Below are 17,157 nucleotides of genomic sequence, written 5' to 3'. Positions count from 1 at the left end.
GGGGCGCGGGCGGCCACGAGGGCCGCCCCTACGGCGGAGGCTGCGGCTTAGTTGCTGACGACGATGGCCCGCAGGTCGATCGCGCCGGTCACTGGGTCGATGCCGAATCCCGTGATGCGCGGGTGCAACAGATAGGCGTCGGCGTGATGCCCGATGCCAATGGCCGGCTGCTCGGCTTGGAGCACCGCGTCGGCGGCACGGTAGGCGTTGCGCCGCGCTTCGGGATCCGTGGCCGCTCCGGCCGCTTGCACATGGCGGTCAAAATCCGCGTTTCGCCAGCGGGCGCCCAGATAGTCGGCGTCGGAGAGCCACAGCGTGTCGTACCAGTTCGCCGGATCGGCGAACTCCGAGGTCCACCCGGCGCGGTAGCAATCGAAGTCGCCCGGGTCGTCGGTGAACGACAGGAAATCGCGCCACGACCGCTCGTCCGGCTGGACGTCGACGCCCAGCGTCTCGCGCCACGTCGCGGCAAGGTAGGCGGTCAGGCGCTTCCACGTGTCGGTGGTGTGAAACGTGAATCGGAGGGGCGGCAGGCCCTGGCCGTCGGGGAAGCCTGCCTGCGAGAGCAAGCCCCGCGCGGCATCCACGTCCGGGCCCGGTTGGGCAATCTCTCGCGGGAGCGTGCTCGGCGGCACGATGGTCCAGCCCGGAAGCGTCGGTTCCTCGAATACGGCCGCCGCCATTTCCTCGCGGTCCAGCACCATGCCCAGCGCCCGGCGAACCTCCGCCCGATTCCAGGGAGGCTTGGCGGTGTTGAACACGAGGAACCAGCTGCCGCCGCGCTCGAAGAGACGCAGGCGATCGCGCAGCTGGTCGTCGCCGCGCGCGGAGCGATAGGCGGCGCCGCTCACCGGCGCCACGTCCACGGCGCCGCCGCGAAACGCCAGCAACGGCGAGCCGTCTTCCTCCGGAAACCGCACCACCACTTCGCCGAAGGTCCCCGGATCGCCCCAATAGTGCTCGTTGCGAAACAGCGTGAGGCCGAGGCCTTGATCCCACTGCACCAGCTGATACTGGCCGTTGCCACGCAGTCGTCGCGGCTGCGTCCAGGTCGAGCCATAGGACCGGATTTCGCCTTCGGGCAGGGGATAGAAAATGGGTGCCGCGACCCGGGCGGGAAACCCGGGGGACGGCTCGGCAAGCCCGACGCTGAGGGTCGAGTCGTCGGGCGCGCCCACGGCGACCACTGCGGGATCCTCATAGAGCCCATAGGCGTAGTCGCGGGCGCCGCGTACGGGGAAGAGGAGATAGTTGAACGCGCCGCCGATCTGCGGATCGAGGTTTCGGCGCCAGGCCCAGGCGAAGGCGTCCGCCGTGAGCGGTTCGCCGGTCATCCAGCGGGCCTCCGGGCGGATCTTGAACGTGACGGTGTGTCCGGCGTTGCTCACGTCCCAGCTCGCGGCCGCCGCCGGCGTTGGCAGCCCGTCGCTGCTGACCGCGACCAGCGGCTCGAACAGCGCGTTGAGGATGGTGAACTCGTTGGGCGTGGAGGCCAGCGCGGGATCGAGCGTGAGCGGCTCGCGCATCCAGAGCTCGATCTTGCCGGCGTCGGCGGACGGTCGCCCGTCGCCGGGTTCGCCGCAGGCGGCCAGGACCGAGGCGCCGGCCACGGCGCCAAGGCCGGCCAGGACGCGCCGGCGCGGCAGCCTGGGGCTAGCGGGGCGCGATCTCAACGTCGGTGAGCCATTCACGCACCACGGGTTGACCGGGGTATTGCGTCACCCATGGTTGCACGAGCACGTGCGACACGCGGTGGTAGAGGGGAACGGCGGCGCCGCGCTCCACGAGGCGCGACTCCGCCAGCCGATAGAGCGCCAGGCGCCGCTCGTGCCGGGGCTCGCTGCTCGCCAACTCGAGCAGCAGGTCCACGAAGCCGTCATTGAATCCGCCGTAGTTGTTCGGGCGCTTCGACCCGTACAGCATGTCCAGGAAGTTGAACGGATCCGGGAAATCGGCGATCCAACTCGACAGAAAGAGGTGTCGCGGGCTGTCGGCGGCGGTGAACGTGTCCAGGAGATCCAGGTAGTCCAGAAAGTCGAGTTGCTCGACCGAAATGTCGACGCCCAGCTGGTCCCGCCACGGTTCCACGATGGCGCGAGTTACCGGTCCTGCCGTCAGGCCGGACCCCGACGTGGCCAGGACGAGCTCGGGCCACTCCTCGATGGGCCCGTGCCGCGAGAGCCGGAGCTCCCGTCGCGCGGCGTCGAGATCGAACGGCAGACCCGCATAGTCCGCGCGGTATCCGGCCATGCCGGGCGGCAGGATGCCGCGCGCCTCGGTGTGGTGACCCCTCAGGCTCACGCGATTGATGCGCGGACGGTCGATGGCATGCGCGAAGGCGCGGCGGGCATGGGGATCGTCGAACGGCGGCCGCGACGAGTTGAACCCGAGGTACGTCAGCGCGAGCTCCGGCGCTCGACGCAGCTCGGCCGCGCGCGGCTCGCGTGGGTCCGAGAAGCGATCGATGTTGGAACCGCCGACCCGGACGATGTCCAACTGGTCTTGCTCGTAGCGGAGCAGCGATTCGCCCGGGTCGAGCTCGGTGAAGCGGATGGTCGCCGGGCCCGATTGCCGCGGGTGGTAGGTCGGCGCCGACTCCAGCACGACCTCCGATCGCGGGCTGAACGAGGTGAGCCGGTAGGGCCCCGAGCCATTGGGTCGCAACGACCAATCCGGTCCCGCGGCGACATTCGCGCGGTCGACGACGAGGCTGGGCGCCTGCGCGACCAACGCCGGGAAGTAGGCGGCGCGTTGCACCAGGCGCACGTCGAGCAACCGGTCGCCGAGCACGCGCACGCCGCTCAAGGCGTCGGCGTCGCCATTGCGCACCGCGTCGGCGCCTTCGATGTTGCCCAGCATGACGGCGGCCGTGGGCGATTGCGTGGCGGGATGGAGCGCGCGCTCCCACGACCAGCGCACGTCGTCGGCGGTCAGCGGCCGCCCGTCGTGAAACCGGAGACCGTCGCGGAGCTCGAACCGATAGGTGTGCCCGTCGTCGCTGACCTCCCAATCACGCGCGAGGGCCGGCTCGGGGCGCAAATCGGCGTTGATGCGCGTGAGCCCGGCAAAGACCGCCATGGAAAACTCGGCGGAGCCCGCATCGCGCACGATGGCCGGGTCGATGGTTTCCGGCGTCCTGGTCTCCAGCCGGAGCGTGCCGCCCACGGCGCCGGCAGGGGTGACCGATCGCCCGCTGGCGGCGGCGAACGCTCCAATGGCCGCCGCGCCAAGCTTGAGGACGTCGCGGCGATGCAGCGAGGGCGTCTCCTAGGGTGTGGCGCCCTCGGGCACCATCCGCCGCAGACTTTCCTCGGCGCGCACCATGACCGTGCGCTCGTTGGCGTGATGCAGCATGCGAATGGCGTCCGACACGCTGACCCAACGCGCTTCCACGTGTTCGGCGGGGTCGGGCCGGATGTTGCCGCCGCGCGCCAGCAGCAGGTATTGATGCACGATCTTTGGCACGAACCCCGTCCACAGGTCGGGCCGAACCTCGTAGCGAATCTCGCCCAGGTTTTCCTGCACGTCGCTGACGATGCCGGTCTCCTCCAGGACTTCACGCACGGCGGCGTCGTCGGGCGCCTCGCCGCGCTCGACGGCGCCCTTGGGCAGGACCCAGGCGCCGCGCTGCGTCTGCACCAGCGCCACCTGAATGCGACCCTGGCGCACGCGGTAGACGACGCCGCCGGAGGATTCCAGATACGGCTCGTCTTCGTTGTTGACGGCGGACGGTTGCTGCGGTTCGGCGGTCATCCTGATTCGTTGCCTCCATGGTGGTTCGGGACTTCGGAAAATCCCAGATGCGCCCGGCTGGGCGTCGACTCCGGCTGGCCCTGATACTTGCTGCCGAGACCGGGCGATCCGTAGGGCCGCTCGGCAGGGGTGGTCAAATGCATGATGGAGAGTTGACCAATCTTCATGGTGGGCCAGAGCAGGATCGGCAGGGTGGCAATGTTGGCCAGCTCCAGCGTGAACTTGCCCTGGAAACCCGGATCAACGTAGCCGGCGGTGCTGTGCACCATCAGGCCGAGGCGTCCGAGCGAGCTCTTGCCTTCGATCCGACCGACCAGATCGTCCGGCATGGCGACGTGCTCCATGGTGCCGCCGAGGACGAACTCGCCGGGATGCAGCACAAACGGCTCACCGGGACGAATGGACACCTGCTCAGTTAACGTTTCCTGATCTATGCGTGGGTCGATGTGCGTGTCGGTGTGGTTCAGGAATACCCGCATGACGGTGCCGAGCCGCAGGTCGATGCTGGACGGCTGTACCGCGGCATCGTCAAACGGCTCGATGCGAAGGCGCCCTGAGGCGATGACCTCGCGTAGGCTCCTATCGCTGAGAACCACTCGTGCGCAACCCCTGTTGAACGTCATGCTACCGTACCCGACCCCTCGGACTCAGGCACCGCCGTGATCCTTGCGATCGACCAGGGAACCAGCGGCACCGCGGCGCTGGTCGTGGCGCCGGATGCAACCGTGGCGGGTCAGGGGCGCGTCCCGATCGCCGCCCACCACCCCCGGCCCGGCTGGGTCGAGCAGGATGCGGCGGAGATCCGGCGTAGCGTACAGCGCGCGGCGCAACTTGCGCTCGCCGACGCCGGCGACCCGCCGCTGGCGGCCATTGGCGTCACCAATCAACGCGAAACGGCGGTGGCGTGGGACGCCGTTTCGGGACTCCCGCTTGCGCCGGCGGTCGTGTGGCAGGACCGGCGCACGGCGCCGCGGTGCGAGGCGTTGCGCGCGGACGGATGGGGACCGCGCGTTGCTTCGCTGACAGGGCTGACGGTCGACCCCTACTTCTCGGCCACGGCGTATGAGTGGATGTTGGCCCACCATGACCCGGTGCGCGAGGCGGCGCAGCGCGGCAGCCTGCGGCTGGGCACGGTGGATACGTGGGTCCTATGGAATCTGACCGGAGGCGCGTACGTCACCGATGTCTCGAACGCCTCGCGCACGATGCTGATGGACCTGGCAACGCGAACGTGGTGCGACGAATTGCTGGAGCTGTTCGGCGTGCCGCGCGAGGCGCTGCCGACGATCGTCGACTCCGCCGGCGAGATCGCCCGCACCGGCGAGGGCTCGGGCCTCCCGGCGAACATCCCAATCACCAGTCTCGCCGGGGACCAGCAGGCGGCGTTGTTCGGCCACCTGGCCCTTGCGCCGGGCGATACCAAGGTGACCTACGGCACGGGCGGGTTTTTGCTGCAGGTCGCCGGCGAGGAGCGGCCGGCGGACGTCGAGGGACTGCTCACCACCGTCGCCTGGCGCCGCGAGGGACGCGTGACTTACGCGCGGGAGGGCAGCGTGTTCGTGGCCGGCGCGCTGATCCAGTGGTTGCGCGACGGTCTGGGACTCATCGCGCAGGCCGCGGAGTGCGAGGTTCGCGCGCGACGCGTGCCGGATGCCGCGGGCGCGGTGATCGTGCCGGCGTTCGCCGGCCTGGGTACGCCCAACTGGGACCCGCGGGCGCGCGGAGTGATCGTGGGGCTGACCGCGGGAGTCACCGCCGATCACCTCTGCCGCGCCGCGCTGGAAGCCATCGCGCACCAGATCGCGGACGTGCTCGACACGATGGACCCAAGCGATGCGCCGCTGCGCGTGGACGGCGGGGCGGCGGGCAGCGACTTGCTGCTGGAGCTGCAGGCTGCGATCGCGGGTCGGCCTGTGGTTCGCCCCGCGCAGCTGGAGACTACGGCCCTGGGCGCGGCGTTCCTCGCGGGACTGTCGGCGGGCGTCTGGGCCACGGCGGATGAGATTCGGCGTTGCCGTCCGCCCGATCGCGTGATCGAGGCGCGCGGCGATCTGGGCGCCGTGTCGCGGGAGACATGGCGGGCCGCCGTCGATCGGGCTCGCCGCTGGGCGCCCGACGAGGAGCCGGACGCGTGACGCAGACGGCACATCCCGATCCGTTGTGGCGACCGTCGCCGGATGCCCGCCAGCGCACGCTGCTTGGGCGGTTCTGGCGCGAGGCTGAGACGCGCGCGGGTCGGACGTTTGCCGACTACGCCGCGTTGCACCGCTGGTCGGTGGATGAGCGGGAGGCGTTTTGGGGTCTCTTCGCCGAGTTCGCGGACATCCAGTTCGACACTCCCGCCGAGCGTGTCAAAGGGCCCGACCGGATGCCCGGCACGGAGTGGTTTCCCGGGGCGCGCCTCAACTACGCCAAGAACTGCCTGCGGCGTCGTGACGACCACCCCGCGCTGATCGCCGTCACCGAGGAGGGCGTGACGGCAACCGTCAGCTACCGGCAGCTGCATCGCCAGGTGGAATGCTGCGCCGACGCCATGCGCGAGGCAGGAATCACGTCGGGCGATCGCGTAGCCGGCATGATCGGCAACGGCGTCGAGGCCATCGTGGCGTTCCTGGCCAGCGCCAGCATCGGGGCCATCTGGAGCGCGTGCTCGCCGGACTTCGGGGCGCAGGCGGCGCTGGCCCGCCTGGGCCAGATTGCGCCCAAGCTGCTCATTGCCAGCGCGGCCTATCGCTACGGCGGGCGCCACTTCGACTGCGTGGACACCGTGCGCGCGGTCGCCACGGAGCTTCCGGGCCTGCGGCAGGTCGTGGTCGTGGCGCCGGAGGGCGAGACGGTTGCCGTTGACGGTTGGATTTCGTGGGACGACTTTGTGAAGCGCCCGGAGGCCGAACCGCTGGCGTTCGCGGCGCTGCCGTTCGATCACCCGCTGTACATCCTGTATTCCTCGGGCACGACCGGCCCGCCCAAGTGCATGGTCCACGGCGCGGGCGGCAGCCTGGTGCAGCACCGCAAGGAGCACCAGCTGCACACGGACGTGACCTCGGACGACGTGATGCTCTATGTCACGACTTGCGGCTGGATGATGTGGAACTGGCTGGTGACGGGGCTGGCTGCGGGCTGCACGCTGGTGCTCTACGACGGGAGCGCGGGGCATCCGGGCTTGGGCCGGCTGTGGCGGTTGATCGACGAGCTTGACATAACGATCTTCGGCACCAGCGCGCCGTTCCTGGAAACCTGCATGCGGCGGCGGACGCCGACCTGGGCGCATCGCTCCCTGCGAGCGGTGCTTTCCACCGGATCGCCGCTGTCGCCGGCGGCGTTCCGCTGGACCCAGGCCGCGGCCGGTCCGGACGTGCGCATCTCGTCGATCGCGGGCGGCACGGACATCGTCTCGTGCTTCGTGCTGGGGAATCCGTTGCTCCCGGTGTACGCCGGCGAGATCCAGTGCCTGGGCCTGGGCATGGACGTGGCGGCGTTCGATGCGGCGGGGACGCCGGTTGTAGGGACCCAGGGCGAGTTGGTGTGCCGCCGTCCCTTTCCCTCGATGCCGGTGCGGTTCTGGAATGACGCCGACGGACAGGCCTATCGCCGCGCCTACTTCGAGGCCTATCCCGAGGTATGGCATCACGGTGACTTCATCGAGATTACGCCCAGAGGCGGCGTGGTCATGTACGGCCGCAGCGACGCCACGCTGAATCCCGGCGGCGTTCGGATCGGCACGGCGGAGATCTACCGTCCGCTCGAGCGGATCGCCTGGGTGGCTGACGCGCTGGCGGCCGGCATGGCGCGCGGAGCGTCGGAGGAAATCGTGCTCTTCGTGGTCGTCGGCGACGGCGCCGGGCTTTCACGCGAGCGCGTGAACGCGCTGCGCACGGTGATCCGGCGCGAAGCCTCGCCGCGGCATGCGCCGCGACGGATCGTGGAGGTTCCCGCCGTGCCGCGAACCCGCAACGGCAAGCTGGCCGAGCTGGCGGTGACGCGGATTCTGCGCGGCGAGGGCGTGCCGAACCGGGAGGCGCTGGCGAACCCTGAGTGCCTGGATGCGTTCGAGCGCGCGCGGGACGACCTGCTGGCGGGCGCCGCGAAGTGAATATCATGATTGGGCCGCCGTTGCGCGGTTTCGACTGAGAGGCGCAGAGCGATGCGGGCACTGATCTTCGGTGGCGCGGGGAGCATTGGGTCGCGCCTGTCGGCGGCGCTCGTCGCCCGCGGCGATGAGGTGCTGTCGCTGGACGTCAGCGACGAGCCGGTCGTGCCGTCGGACGCCTTCGCGCAGGTCGACGCGCGCATTGGCAGCGTGCAGGACGCGGCGGCGGTGGACGAGGTCGTGGCGGAGTTTCGGCCCGACGCGATCTTCCATCTCGCGGCGATCCTGTCCGGCTTGGCGGAAACCGACTCCGAGCTGGCATGGCGCGTGAACGTGGACGGGACGCGCAACGTCCTGGAGGCGGCGCGCAGGTTCGGAATCGGCAGGGTGGTGTTTACGAGCACGGTGGCGACCTACGGCGCCGGGTTGCCCGAGCCGATCACAGAAGACGTGCCGCAGTGGCCGTCGGGACTCTACGGCGTGACCAAGGTGCTCGGCGAGCGCCTGGGGGTGTACTACCACCAGCGGTTTGGGTTGGATTTCCGGGCGGTGCGGCTGGCCGCGATGGTGGCCCCAACGGCGCCGGCGGGCGGCGCGGCCAGCGCCTTCGTCTGCGATCTCTTCGTCAAGGCCGTGCGTGAGGGGAAATACGACCTCTATGTCTATCCGAACACCCGCGTCCCGATCGTCTGGGTGGACGACGTGGTGGGCGCGCTGCAGCTCCTCAACGACGCCGATGAGGACAGCCTCTCGCGCCGCGTCTATCACATCATCGGGGCCGGTCCGAGCGTCCAGGAGATGGTAGACGCGGTGCAGGCGCGGCTGCCCGAGGCCCGCCTGCGGTTCGACATCGATCCGGTGCGGGCGGACATCGTGGACAGCTGGCCGTCGCGCATGGACGACTCGGCGGCGCGCGCGGACTGGGGCTGGGAACCGCGCTTCGACCTGGAGCGCATGACCGCCGCCAACCTGGATGCCCTGGGCGCGCCGGCGTAGGTCAAGGGCACTGTTTGTGAAAACACTCCCGGATTACCTCGAACCCGGTCTCGATATCGTGTTCGTGGGTATCAATCCAGGTGAGTACTCGGCCAAGACAGGGCGCTACTACGCCAGGAAGAGCAATAGATTCTGGTGCGCTGTCAATCAATCAGGGCTGTTTGGCGAACCGCTGGATTCCGAGAGTGACTACCGAGTGTTGGAGTATGGAATCGGCCTTACGGATGTCGTGAAACGGCCGACTCGCAGCGCGAGCGATCTCACTATCAGTGATTACCGCGAGGCGGCACCCATCCTCAAGAACAAGATTAGGTGCTTCAGGCCACTGATCGTGTGTTTCCAGGGCATGGAGGGATACCGCTACTTCCTCGAATACGGAGAAGGAGTGAAATCTCGTCCGAAGCCGGGACTTCAGCCGCGGCTTCTGGAACATTCAAGGGTGTTTCTTGTGCCCAATCCCAGTCGTGAGGCCAGGGGGTACACATTGGAAGACCTAGTCAGCCTTTACAGGCGGCTCAGAGTGCTTCGAGACGAGCTCAAGGCCGACTGAGCCGAACGGTGCAAGCCATCAATCGCCGTCAAACATTAGACTGCCCTTCGGTATACCCCGGTCTTGCCCGGGCGCGTCCATGCCAATGAGTCCCTGCTATCGCGACCTGGCGGCGCTGGCGCAGGCGGCGATTGACGGTCGGCGGGACGTTTCGGAGCTCACGCAGGCCGACATCGATCTCGCCCGCCTCTACGCCTACGCCTATCGCACGCAGACGGTTGGGGCGTTCCACGCCACGCGTCTGGCGCTGGACCCCTACAGCGCCGTGCCGGCCGTCCAAACGGCGCAGCGCCGGTTGCGCGACCTGCAAGCGCTGGCGATGCGTCCGGTGCCGGCCGATCTGCGCGCCGCCGCGCCGACGCTGGCCTGGTATCACGCGTGGAGCGATGAGGTGCTAGCCGCGCTCTCGGGTGACGACGTGCCGTCAGAAACGCGTGCGGTGAGGGACCGGTTTAAGGCCGTGATCGACGCCATCCGCGCGTCGGACGGCATCCTCCCGATGCGCGACGACGATCTGCCCGAGCAGGCGAGCTACAAGGTGCCGGGCATCGAGGTGGTGATCGTGCCGCTGGTGTACGGCGATCACGTCTCGTGGAACTCCGCCTTCGTGACGGCGGCCAGCGGGGGCGCGACGACGCACCGGCACGCGCTGCAAGTGGAGATTCATCTGGGGTACGAGGGCGTACACGGGCGGACGCTGCTCGACGGCCGCGCCGCGACCGTGACCGCGCCCTACGCCATGCCGATTCCGCCGATGCTGGACCACGGGTTCGACAACCTGAGCGGCCACGACCACTTCGTGCCGTTCGTGTTCGGCTCGCGGACGCTGGATGGGTGGGGCGTGTTCTTCGACGTCGAGCCGCGGCCGTCGCCCACGCACGACTGGCCGGAGACGCCGCTCGAGTCGTCGGGCATGAACCGATCCGTCCACCTCGCGCCGGCGCTGACCGCCATCCGGCAGGCGCCGGCCGGGGAACGACGAGTGCTCATCGACGCCGAGCGCACGGCCCGGCCCGCCACCGGCGGCCTGGAGCTGGCGGCCCTGCACGTGGGCGAGGAGGCGATGTCGCTCAGCTTCGACGAGTTCCACATCCTCTCGGTACGCGAGGGACGCCTGAATCTCGCCATGGCTGGGGTCTCGGTTGAGCTGGGCCCGCGGGATCACGTGGGCATCCCCGCCGGTCTACGCGCTACCCTGCGTGCGCTCGATGGCGCGTGCCTCGTGCTCGAGGCCTCGCTCCACACCGACTGACACGCCCGCGAAACGTCGCACCTGCCGAAGGAGCTCGACATGCGGATCGGCGCCTGCTTGTGGTCCCTGCCCGAAGACCCCCATGTGGCCGCGGCCTGGGCCAAGGACGTGGGCTTCGAGGCGATCGACGTGGACCCGGGATTCGCCGCCGGGTGGGACGCGGCCAGCGGCTTGCCGGTGGCCAGCGTGGCGATCGCGCACCTGCTGCCGGAGGGCGCGGCGCTGGAGGCCGCCGATGCCGCGGCGCGGACCGCAGCGTTGGATCACGTGCGCGCGGGGATGGCCGAGGCTGCGGAGCTGAATGCCGAGTTTGTCTACCTGCCGCCGGCGTCGGCCTCGGCGGTTGATCCGGCGTCGCGGGCGCGTTTCCGCGAGGCGGTGGTGGCGCTCACCGCGGAATCCGCGCGCCTGGGCATCAAGTTCGGCATCGAGCACTTTCCCGGCTACGCGCTGCCGAGCGTGGCGGAGACGTTGGCCTTCGTCGAGGAGGTGGGGCATCCCAACCTGTACGTGCTGCTGGATATCGGCCACGCCCAGATCAGCCGCGAGAGCGTGCCGGACGCCGTGGCGGCGCTGGGCGACCTGATGACGTTCGTCCACTTCGACGACAACCGCGGCGAGCTGGACGATCACATGGCGCTGCTGGACGGGCTCCAGCAGGAACAGGACCTGGTGGACGCCGTGCGCGCGCTGCGGCGGCACGGCTACGACGGGCAGATTTCGATCGAGATGAACCCGAAGCTGCCGGACCCCCGCGACGCGATGATCCGGAGCTTCGAGATTCTCAAGCGGGTGATGGCCCAGGCCTAGTCCGGCGGGTCGATGTGCCGCGAGATGCGGCATGGCGATTCATCCGCGGCAGGTCCCACGCCGCACGCCGCGCGGGCCACCGATGTCATTTCGAGCGGAGCGAGAAATCTAGGGGGCGGGGAAACGGCGCAGCGTCCTTAGATTCCTCGCCTGCGGCTCGGAATGACAGATTGGGCGCTCGGAATGACAGATAGGGGGCCACACGCGCGGGAAGGCCGTACTCGGAGCGCCCCGCTCCCCGGCGGCCTACTTCTCGATGGGCACGCCGATCATCGAGCCCCACTCGGTCCACGAGCCGTCGTAGTTACGCACGTTGGGCAACCCGAGCAGCTCCTTGAGCGCGAACCAGGTGTGCGAGGACCGCTCGCCGATGCGGCAGTAGGCGATGATGTCCTTCTCGGCGCTGGCGCCCTTGCCGCCGTAAATCTCCTGCAGCTCGTCGGCGGACTTAAACGTGCCGTCCTCCTCGTTGACCGCCGTGAGCCAGGGCACGTTGTGCGCGCCGGGGATGTGACCCATGCGCTGCGCGGTCTCGGGCAGGCCCGGAGGGGCCATGATCTCGCCGTTGAACTCGGCCGGCGAGCGGACGTCGATCATGACCGATTCGCTGTCGCCAAGCGCGTCGAGGACGTTGTGCTGAAACGCTCGCAGGGCGGCGTCGGGGGCCTTGGCCTGGTAGGACGCGGCGGCGACCGACGGTGCATCGGTCGTCAGCGCGCGCCCGTCCTTCTCCCACTTCAAGCGCCCGCCGTTCATCAGGCTCACGGACTCGTGCCCGTAGAGCTTGAAGATCCAGTAGGCAAAGGCCGCGAACCAGTTGTTGTTGTCGCCGTAGAGGACCACGTGGGTGTCGTTGGAGATGCCGGAGGCGCCCAGCAACTCTTCCCATTGGGACTGGGTGGCGATGTCGCGCCGCACCTGGTCGGAAAGCTGGGACTGCCAGTTCCAGCCGACGGCGCCGGCGATGTGACCGGATTCGTAGGCGGTGGTGTCGACGTCCACCTCGATGAGCCGGACGTTCGGGTCGGCGCCGTGCTCGGCGACCCAGTCCGCGCTGACGAGCGCGTCCGGGTTTGCGTATTCAGCCATGGGGATGCTCCTTGCGTCGTGCCGTTGTTAAGTTTGTCAGGCTGCTTGCCTATGTATCTTGGCAGCCGGGATTGCCACCTACAACAGAAAAACGTGAGCCGTGATGCGTGAGCCGTTTTCGGGCCCGGGGCATTCCGAGGCCGCGGTGGAAGTGGCGCGGCGGTCGTCGGGACGATTTCGTTTCGTGATCGCGCGCGAGGCCGACGGGGCCGGGTGGCTGCACGTGCAGCCGGCGCCGGCCATCACGAGCATGTCGCGGCGGTTTCGGGAGAGCCACGCGCTGCGGGTGATGGGATTCATGCCGGTCAGAAGGTCGCGTTTCTTCCCGGGTGCGTGCACGTTTGCCGGGTGCTACTCGCGGGAGATCCACTTGCCGTCGGAGTCGGACGGCGTGGATGAGGCGGCGGCGCGCATCGCGTCGAGGCTGGAGAATGCCGTCGACGAGTTGATCGAGCTGGCCGCTGAGCTCGAGCCGCTGGGGATCGACCTGGCGGTGCCGGACTAGGGAATCCTTGGGGTGAGCCAATGGCCTCACCCCAATTCGCTCTATAGCTCCTCCGACAAGGTCAGAGCCTGCCCCGCGCTCAATACGAGGGCGAACGGGGAACTCTCGTGGTTTGCCCACCGCCGTTCGTGGTGAGCCAGTCGAACCATGAACGGCGCCCTTCGACGTTGCTCAGGGCGAACGGATCGGGGGACGCGCCAGCGTGATTCAGCCAACTCTGAACTCTGAGCGGGGCTACTGGCGTCCGGCGAGGCGGTAGGCGTCGTGGACCAGCTGCATGGCGTTGGCGCAATCCCTGGCGGTGATGGCCGGCGGATCGCCGCGCCCGGCGCGCTCCAGCATGTCCGAGATCAGGGGCGGGTAGTTGCCGGCGGCGGACGCCGCGCCGGGATACCGGTCGTCGCGTCCCGGCGCGATGACTTGCAGGCCGCCGGGCACCACGCGCAGCGCCGCCTTCTCGCCGGCGACCTTGAATTCGAGGTCGCTCTCGTTGGCGGGCCAAGTGGGCCAGGTGTATCCGACCTCGACGTGGATGAGCGCGCCGTCGCCGTTCCGCAACGTGGCCAGGGCGTAGTCCTCGACCTGCGCCTGGTGCACGCGGTTGCTGATGACCGCGGTCGCGACCGACACATCCGGACCGAAAAGCATCCGAGCGAGGTCCATGCCGTGGCCGCCGAGGTTGAGCAGCGCGCCGCCGCCGGCCAGCTCCCGGTCCCACATCCAGGGCGAGTCCCATTCGACATAGCGCTGCATGGTGGGGCGGATGAGGCGCATCACCACGTGCGAGATTTTTCCGAACTCGCCGGCCTCGATCATGGCCTTGGCCCGAACGGCCCACGGCAGCAGGCGGTTGGGGAACGGCACCGCCGCCCAGGCGCCGCGCGCCTCGGCAAGGTCGGCCAGCGCGTTCACGTCCTCGGCCGTCGTGCCCATCGGCTTTTCCATCATGAAAGGAATGTCGGCTTCGATGAGGAAGCGGGCGATGGCCGGCATGTCGATATGCCGTCCGAGCGCAACGACGAAGTCCGGCTTGGTCTCGTCGATCATGGCGCGGTAGTCGGCGAACGCACGACTCTCGAATCGCCGCGCCCGGTCCTCGGCGAGGGCCAGGTCCGCGTCCGACACGCCGACGATGTCGACGTCGAGATCGCGCAGCACCTGCAGGTAGGCGGCGTCGAAGGACGAGTGCCAGTGGTTGACTTCGGTGACGGCGATGCGTCGCGGCATTGGCATGCAACATCACAGATGCGCGCGGGTATCGGACCGTACCATGCCGGTAGGAGTAGGCTTGCCATAGTGAAGCTATTGAGTTTGGGGGTCGAAATTTTGACGGATAAACAGTCGTGGCAGGAAAAGGCGCGCGAGTTGGCGCGCCAGGCCGAGGCCGAGCTGAAGAGCGAGCGCGTGCAGCAGCGGATCGGCGAGGCGCGGGCGGCGGTGGATGAGGCGCTGGCGAGCGACCAGGCCCAGCGCCTGCGCGAAGACGCGAAGGCTCTCGGCGCCAAGGCTCGCAGCCAGGTCGAGGAGACGCTGGCGCGCGACGACGTGCAGCGGGTGCGGGAGGACGTGCAACAGATTGGCGAGAAGGCTCGCGGGGCGGTGGATGCCGCCATGCAGCGTCCCGAGGCGCAGGAGCTGCGCCGGAAGGTCGAGTCCGTGATCGAGGATGTTGGCGAGCGCCTGCGCCCGGAGTCGACGAAGGACGAGAAAGAGCCGCCGAAGGAACCTGACGCCACCTAGCGACCGCAGCGCCTCTGATTGACATAATCAAGATATTGGCGGCGACGTCGGTGGCTCGGCGGCGGAAGCTTTAGGGTCAGGGAGGGGTGAAGCGATGACGCGTCACGCTTGCCGAACATGAGCAGGATCAAGTTGGCGGACGCCGCCTCCCCGCTTGCGCTCAGCCTGGATATCGGCAGCTCGTCGGCGCGCGCGGCGCTCTATGACGCCCGCGGCCGCCGGGTCCGCAAGACGGCCGCGAAGGTCGAACACCGATTCCATTCGACCACGGATGGCGGCGTCACCGCGGACGCCGAAGCGTTGAGCGACCGCGTGATTGAAGCCATTGACGAAACCATGGCGCGGGCCGACGCGCGAACCGGCGATATCGCGGCGGTGGGATGCAGCGTGTTCGCGTCGAGCATTGTCGGCGTGGATGCGGCGGGCGCGGCGCTGACGCCGGTCTATACCTACGCCGACGTGCGCAGCGCGGCCGACGCCGCCGCGCTGCGTGAAGAGTGGGACGCGGCGGCGCTCTATGACCGCACCGGGTGTCCGCTGCACGCCAGCTACCTGGCGCCACGGTTCCGCTGGCTGGCCCGCACGCAGCCGGAGCTGCTGGCGAGCGTCGATCGCTGGGTCTCGTTCGGTGAATACCTCTACGGACGGCTCTTTGGCCGGCCGTGCGGTCTCGGGGTGTCGGCGGCCGCGTGGAGCGGATTGCTCGATCGGCGTGCAATGGACTGGGATCGGACCACCTTGGACGCCCTAAAGCTCGAGGCCGACGCGCTTGGGCGGATCGACACCGAGAACGCTCCCGTGCGCGGGCTGGCCGCCGATTGGGCGGAACGGTGGCCGGCGCTTGCCGAGGCGGCCTGGTTTCCGGCCGTGGGCGACGGCGTGGTGAGCAACGTCGGAACCGCGGAAACGGACACGCCGGCGGTAGTCGTGAACCTGGGCACCAGCGCGGCGGTGCGGGCCATCGTGCCGGGACCGGTCGCGCAGGTGCCGCGGGGTCTCTGGGAATACCGCATGTCGCCTGACCGATCGCTGTTGGGCGGCGCCCTGACCGACGGCGGCAACATGGTGCGCTGGGTGGCCGAGCTGACCGACTTGGGTCCGTCGAAGGGCTGGGACGCGCTGGTGGAGGACTTGCCGCCTGACGGACACGGCGTGACCCTGCTGCCGTTTCTCAGCGGCGAGCGCAGTCCGGGTTGGGACGACCAGGCGCGGGCGACCATCCACGGCCTGCGACGGAACACGCGGGCGGAGGAGCTGCTGCTGGCGGGCATGGAGGCGGTGACCTATCGCCTCACGCGCATCTACGACCTGTTGTCCGACGAGTTGCCCCCATCGCACTCGGTCATGCTGTCGGGCGGGGGATTCCGACGGTCGAGGGTGTGGGCGCAGATGGTGACCGACGCGTTTGGGCGACCCGCGACGCGGTCGGCGGCGATAGAAGCCACCAGCCGCGGCGCGGCGCTGTGGGCGCTGGCTCAGCTTGGGGCCATCGAGTCGTTGGCGGCGGTCGATCAGCTTGGCGGCGAAACACTCGAGCCCAGTCCGACCAACGGAGCGGTCTACCGCGCGGCGATGGAGCGGCAGGAGCGGCTCTACCGACGCATGGCCGGCGCGGGCGCGTTGGCGGACGGTACCTAGCTTAGATTCAGCCTGAGCCGCTCAAGCTAGCGTCGAGGGCGGTTGCGTCTCACCCTTGTCATTTCGAGCGAAGCGAGAAATCTAGGGGGCCGGGAGAAGGCACAGCGTCCTTAGATTCCTCGCTGCGCTCGGAATGACAGATTGCTGCGCTCGGAATGACGGATAGCTGCGTTCAAAGGACAGCCCCGAGGGTTTAGCGCCCGCCGCGCTTGCGTATCCTTAGACGCGGGACCGTTGCTGGCGCGACTGGAGACACGCATGCGCGTTGCCGTCGGGGTCGATCACCGTGGGTTTGAGGTCAAGGACGAGCTGCTCGCGCTGCTTGTTGACGCGGGCCACGAGGTGCTGGACCTCGGCACGGATTCCGATGCGTCGGTCGACTATCCCGACTACGCGGCGGCCGTGGGACAGGCCATCGTGGACGGCGAGGCCGACCGCGGCGTTGTGGTCTGCGGCAGCGGCGTGGGCGCCTGCGTGGCGGCCAACAAGATCGTCGGCGTGCGCGCGGCGACGTGCCACGACACCTATTCGGCGCACCAGGGCGTCGAGCACGACGACCTGAACCTGCTCTGCCTGGGCTCGTCGATCGTGGGCATGTCGCTGATCGCCGAAATCGTGACGGCGTTTCTTGGCGCTGAGTTCGCCGACTCGGAGGAACGCTACGTGCGCCGGCTGCATAAGGTGCAGGCGCTCGAGCGCGGCGAGCGGCTGTCGCCGTAGCCCGACCTACACAG

Annotated in this window: 16 protein-coding genes; 10 read left to right on the top strand and 6 right to left on the bottom strand. The window is 68.9% G+C overall.

Annotated elements, in window-relative coordinates; translation table 11 throughout:
• Positions 1-47 precede the first annotated feature (47 nt).
• The 4 genes from OXG79_06240 to dcd all read right to left on the bottom strand — a co-directional run bounded on the left by OXG79_06240 (position 48) and on the right by dcd (position 4,349).
• Entirely contained in the window at positions 48-1,673 is a 1,626-nt protein-coding gene (locus tag OXG79_06240) for a peptide ABC transporter substrate-binding protein (protein ID MCY3783367.1), read from the bottom strand.
• A complete protein-coding gene (locus OXG79_06235; GenBank protein ID MCY3783366.1) occupies positions 1,654-3,165 on the bottom strand; it encodes a peptide ABC transporter substrate-binding protein in 1,512 nt (503 codons plus the stop codon). The genes OXG79_06240 and OXG79_06235 overlap by 20 nt, the downstream gene beginning before the upstream one ends.
• A 102-nt stretch (positions 3,166-3,267) precedes the next feature.
• Positions 3,268-3,753: an NUDIX domain-containing protein gene (locus OXG79_06230; protein MCY3783365.1), complete on the bottom strand. Its 486-nt coding sequence runs from the start codon at positions 3,751-3,753 to the stop codon at positions 3,268-3,270.
• Positions 3,750-4,349 carry a dCTP deaminase gene (dcd, locus tag OXG79_06225; GenBank protein MCY3783364.1) on the bottom strand — a complete coding sequence of 200 codons (600 nt, stop codon included), beginning with the start codon at positions 4,347-4,349 and terminating at the stop codon, positions 3,750-3,752. The genes OXG79_06230 and dcd overlap by 4 nt, the downstream gene beginning before the upstream one ends.
• Positions 4,350-4,412: 63 nt before the next feature.
• On the opposite strand from dcd, the gene glpK reads away from it, so the two are divergent.
• The 6 genes from glpK to OXG79_06195 all read left to right on the top strand — a co-directional run bounded on the left by glpK (position 4,413) and on the right by OXG79_06195 (position 11,451).
• The gene (glpK, locus tag OXG79_06220; protein MCY3783363.1) at positions 4,413-5,888 is read left to right on the top strand and encodes a glycerol kinase GlpK; all 1,476 of its coding nucleotides are present in this window, start codon (positions 4,413-4,415) and stop codon (positions 5,886-5,888) included.
• Positions 5,885-7,846, top strand: coding sequence for an acetoacetate--CoA ligase (locus tag OXG79_06215; protein MCY3783362.1), 1,962 nt, complete (start codon positions 5,885-5,887; stop codon positions 7,844-7,846). Before glpK ends, OXG79_06215 begins: the two co-directional genes overlap by 4 nt.
• A gap of 51 nt (positions 7,847-7,897) precedes the next feature.
• Entirely contained in the window at positions 7,898-8,839 is a 942-nt protein-coding gene (locus OXG79_06210; GenBank protein ID MCY3783361.1) for an NAD-dependent epimerase/dehydratase family protein, read from the top strand.
• Between the two features lie 16 nt (positions 8,840-8,855).
• On the top strand, positions 8,856-9,389 hold the full coding sequence (locus tag OXG79_06205; protein ID MCY3783360.1) for a mismatch-specific DNA-glycosylase: 534 nt from the start codon (positions 8,856-8,858) through the stop codon (positions 9,387-9,389).
• A gap of 79 nt (positions 9,390-9,468) precedes the next feature.
• Positions 9,469-10,641 carry a hypothetical protein gene (locus OXG79_06200; GenBank protein ID MCY3783359.1) on the top strand — a complete coding sequence of 391 codons (1,173 nt, stop codon included), beginning with the start codon at positions 9,469-9,471 and terminating at the stop codon, positions 10,639-10,641.
• Between the two features lie 39 nt (positions 10,642-10,680).
• Entirely contained in the window at positions 10,681-11,451 is a 771-nt protein-coding gene (locus OXG79_06195) for a sugar phosphate isomerase/epimerase (protein ID MCY3783358.1), read from the top strand.
• Positions 11,452-11,697: 246 nt separating this feature from the next.
• On the opposite strand, the gene OXG79_06190 is transcribed toward OXG79_06195, so the two are convergent.
• Complete coding sequence (locus tag OXG79_06190) at positions 11,698-12,540, bottom strand: sulfurtransferase (GenBank protein ID MCY3783357.1); 843 nt, start codon at positions 12,538-12,540, stop codon at positions 11,698-11,700.
• A gap of 103 nt (positions 12,541-12,643) precedes the next feature.
• Between OXG79_06190 and OXG79_06185 the strand changes: the two genes are divergently transcribed.
• Positions 12,644-13,045 carry a hypothetical protein gene (locus tag OXG79_06185; GenBank protein MCY3783356.1) on the top strand — a complete coding sequence of 134 codons (402 nt, stop codon included), beginning with the start codon at positions 12,644-12,646 and terminating at the stop codon, positions 13,043-13,045.
• 234 nt (positions 13,046-13,279) lie between these two features.
• Here OXG79_06185 and OXG79_06180 read toward each other — a convergent pair whose 3' ends face one another.
• Positions 13,280-14,278, bottom strand: coding sequence for a Gfo/Idh/MocA family oxidoreductase (locus tag OXG79_06180; protein ID MCY3783355.1), 999 nt, complete (start codon positions 14,276-14,278; stop codon positions 13,280-13,282).
• A 93-nt stretch (positions 14,279-14,371) separates the two neighbouring features.
• Between OXG79_06180 and OXG79_06175 the strand changes: the two genes are divergently transcribed.
• The 3 genes from OXG79_06175 (at position 14,372) to rpiB (ending at position 17,143) form a co-directional block, all read left to right on the top strand.
• On the top strand, positions 14,372-14,785 hold the full coding sequence (locus tag OXG79_06175) for a hypothetical protein (GenBank protein MCY3783354.1): 414 nt from the start codon (positions 14,372-14,374) through the stop codon (positions 14,783-14,785).
• Positions 14,786-14,902: 117 nt separating this feature from the next.
• On the top strand, positions 14,903-16,423 hold the full coding sequence (locus tag OXG79_06170; protein ID MCY3783353.1) for a gluconokinase: 1,521 nt from the start codon (positions 14,903-14,905) through the stop codon (positions 16,421-16,423).
• Between the two features lie 258 nt (positions 16,424-16,681).
• On the top strand, positions 16,682-17,143 hold the full coding sequence (rpiB, locus tag OXG79_06165) for a ribose 5-phosphate isomerase B (GenBank protein ID MCY3783352.1): 462 nt from the start codon (positions 16,682-16,684) through the stop codon (positions 17,141-17,143).
• Positions 17,144-17,157: the final 14 nt, after the last annotated feature.

The organism is Chloroflexota bacterium, assembly GCA_026706485.1.
In the GTDB taxonomy this organism is placed as follows: Bacteria; Chloroflexota; UBA11872; order UBA11872; family UBA11872; genus JAJECS01.
The sequence above is the reverse complement of the archived record's forward strand: the minus strand, read 5'-3'. Positions and strand labels throughout refer to the sequence as shown.

Coding starts and splice junctions, on each gene's coding strand:
- OXG79_06200 (MCY3783359.1), top strand. CDS start 9,469: ATGCCAATGAGTCCCTGCTATCGCGACCTGGCGGCGCTGGCGCAGGCG.
- OXG79_06195 (MCY3783358.1), top strand. CDS start 10,681: ATGCGGATCGGCGCCTGCTTGTGGTCCCTGCCCGAAGACCCCCATGTG.
- OXG79_06190 (MCY3783357.1), bottom strand. CDS start 12,540: ATGGCTGAATACGCAAACCCGGACGCGCTCGTCAGCGCGGACTGGGTC.
- OXG79_06210 (MCY3783361.1), top strand. CDS start 7,898: ATGCGGGCACTGATCTTCGGTGGCGCGGGGAGCATTGGGTCGCGCCTG.
- OXG79_06230 (MCY3783365.1), bottom strand. CDS start 3,753: ATGACCGCCGAACCGCAGCAACCGTCCGCCGTCAACAACGAAGACGAG.
- OXG79_06185 (MCY3783356.1), top strand. CDS start 12,644: ATGCGTGAGCCGTTTTCGGGCCCGGGGCATTCCGAGGCCGCGGTGGAA.
- rpiB (MCY3783352.1), top strand. CDS start 16,682: ATGCGCGTTGCCGTCGGGGTCGATCACCGTGGGTTTGAGGTCAAGGAC.
- OXG79_06180 (MCY3783355.1), bottom strand. CDS start 14,278: ATGCCAATGCCGCGACGCATCGCCGTCACCGAAGTCAACCACTGGCAC.
- OXG79_06170 (MCY3783353.1), top strand. CDS start 14,903: ATGAGCAGGATCAAGTTGGCGGACGCCGCCTCCCCGCTTGCGCTCAGC.